Annotated in this window: 3 protein-coding genes; 2 read left to right on the top strand and 1 reads right to left on the bottom strand. The window is 72.2% G+C overall.

The features are described 5' to 3' along the window. Positions 1-39 precede the first annotated feature (39 nt). Positions 40-216: a hypothetical protein gene (locus AB0C69_RS41195; RefSeq protein WP_345178501.1), complete on the bottom strand. Its 177-nt coding sequence runs from the start codon at positions 214-216 to the stop codon at positions 40-42. 235 nt (positions 217-451) lie between these two features. Here AB0C69_RS41195 and AB0C69_RS41200 point away from each other — a divergent pair, with 235 nt between their 5' ends. Together AB0C69_RS41200 and AB0C69_RS41205 are read left to right on the top strand one after the other, a co-directional pair. Beyond that, complete coding sequence (locus tag AB0C69_RS41200; RefSeq protein WP_360362111.1) at positions 452-1,105, top strand: response regulator transcription factor; 654 nt, start codon at positions 452-454, stop codon at positions 1,103-1,105. Continuing rightward, positions 1,102-2,431 (top strand): ATP-binding protein (locus AB0C69_RS41205; protein ID WP_360362114.1); only part of this gene is annotated, 1,330 nt, incomplete at its 3' end. The genes AB0C69_RS41200 and AB0C69_RS41205, both read left to right, overlap by 4 nt.

Below are 2,431 nucleotides of genomic sequence, written 5' to 3' on the forward strand. Positions count from 1 at the left end.
GGCTCCCCGTCACGGACAGCGCCTTGCGACGGCGGGGGGTCAGTCGCAGCGGGGCGGTTCGACGCCGATGTCGTTGTTCGCTGCGATCCGGCGCAGGTCTTCGATCTCCTCCCGGCGGATGTCCGCCAGGTAGGCGTCCCCAGCCTGGTGGGCGCTCCGCAGCGACGCGTACGCGTCGTCGAGCCGCTGCTGGATCATGCGTGTCAACTCGCCCATGGGCCTCCTCCCGGATCGTGCCCATGCCTACCCAGGCCTAGGCTGAAGGTAAACCTGTCTTGCGATGCAATTTTCGCGGATCCTTGCGTCCGCGAGATCACCATCTGGCGTACCGGGAGAGGAACAGCTGCTTACGGGCGTCTTACGGCCTCCATGGCATATGTGAGGCGGGCATGTGTGATGCGCCATGTTCCGGGCGCGGGGCCGGCCGCGCCCCGACGAGGAGGGGGACCCTTTGCGTGTTCTAGTCGTCGAGGACGAGCGCGTGCTCGCCGACGCGATCGCCACCGGCCTGCGCAGGGAGACGCTGGCGGTGGACGTGGCCTACGACGGCGCGGGCGCGCTGGAGCGGGCCAGCGTCAACGAGTACGACGTGATCGTGCTGGACCGGGACCTGCCCAAGGTGCACGGCGACGACGTCTGCAAGCAGCTCGTCTCGCAGCGCTACCCCGCGCGGATCATCATGCTGACGGCGGCGGGGGAGCTGGACGACCGGGTCGAGGGCCTGTCCATCGGCGCCGACGACTACCTGGCCAAGCCGTTCGCGTTCGCCGAGCTGATCGCCCGCGTGCGGGCCCTCGGCCGGCGCGCCGCCGCGCCGCTGCCGCCCGTCCTGGAGCGCGCCGGGATCACCCTCGACCCGGCCCGCCGCGAGGTCGCCCGCGACGGCCGCCCGGTGGAGCTGACCCGCAAGGAGTTCGCGGTGCTGGAGGTGCTGCTCAGCGCCGACGGCGCCGTCGTCAGCTCCGAGCACCTGCTGGAGAAGGCGTGGGACGAGCACATCGACCCGTTCACCAACGTGGTCCGGGTCACGATGATGACGCTGCGCAAGAAGCTCGGCGACCCCCCGGTGATCGAGACCGTGCCCGGAGTGGGATACCGCCTGTGACCGAGGAGACCGCACCCCAGGACCGCCCGGACGGGCCGGACGGCCAGGCCGCCGGCCCGGACCGGGAGAGCGGCGCGCAGGCCGCCCGGCCGACCGCGCCTCCCGGCGACCCCGGCGACGCCGGAGCCCGGCGCGGCGGGCGGTGGCGCCGCCCCGGCCCGCAGCAGGTCCCCCAGCCGCACCCGGCCGCGAAGGGCATGTGGCGCGGCGAGGGCGGCGGGGCGTTCGCCCCGATGACGGTGATGCCGGGCCGGATGAGCGTGCGGCTGCGCCTCACCCTGCTGTACGGGCTGCTGTTCTTCATGGCGGGCGCGCTGCTGCTGTTCGTGATGTCGGTCCTGATGGCCAACATCCTCGGCAACGTCAAGGTGATCGGCTTCGGCATCTCCGACGCGGAGGCGGCCGAGCTGCAGCGCCAGTTCGTCGAGCAGACGATGCGCCAGCTCGTCGGGCGGTCGCTGCTCGCGCTCGGCGGGGTCGGCGTCATCACGCTGGTGCTCGGCTGGTTCGTCGCCGACCGGGCCCTCAGCCCCCTGCAGCGGGTCACCACCACCGCGCGCCGGCTCTCGGAGAGCACGCTGCACGAGCGGATCGCGCTGGAGGGCCCGGACGACGAGATCAAGGAACTGGCCGACACGTTCGACGCGATGCTGGAGCGGCTCGGGCAGGCGTTCGACACCCAGCGGCGGTTCGTCGCGAACGCCTCGCACGAGCTGCGCACCCCGCTCGCGATCAACCGGACGCTGCTGGAGGTGGCCCTCGGCGACCCGGAGGTCTCCGACGACCTGCGCGCCGTCGGCCGGACGCTGCTGGCGACCAACGCCCGGCACGAGCGGCTCATCGAGGGGCTGCTGCTGCTCGCCCGCAGCGAGCGGGAGCTGACCGCCCGCACGCCGGTCGACCTGGCGGAGGTGGCGGCGACGGTGCTGGAGCAGTCCGCCCGCCGCGAGCACGACAACGACGTCGCCGTCCATCCCGAGCTGACGCCCGGGACGGCGCTCGGCGACCCGGTGCTGCTGGAGCACCTGGTGTCCAACCTCGTCGAGAACGCGATCAAGCACAACGTCGAGGACGGCGGCGAGCTGTGGATCCGCACCGGCATGCTGGAGGGCTACGCCACCGTCCAGGTCGAGAACACCGGGCCCGTCGTGCCCGCCTACGAGGTGGAGCGGCTGTTCGAGCCGTTCCGGCGGCTGAACGCCGACCGCGTCGAGTCCGCCAAGGGCGCGGGGCCGCACGAGTCCGTCATCTACTTCAGCGACGACACCACCGGCATGTCGGTCGAGATCGCCATGCAGTGGAACTCGTCCTACTCCGAGTCGGTGC

Source organism: Actinomadura sp. NPDC048032, assembly GCF_040653175.1.
Taxonomy (GTDB): domain Bacteria; phylum Actinomycetota; class Actinomycetes; order Streptosporangiales; family Streptosporangiaceae; genus Spirillospora; species Spirillospora verrucosospora.

What these genes read in the sequence shown, in the direction of transcription:
- AB0C69_RS41195 (WP_345178501.1), bottom strand. Translation starts at nt 216, where the DNA reads ATGGGCGAGTTGACACGCATGATCCAGCAGCGGCTCGACGACGCGTAC.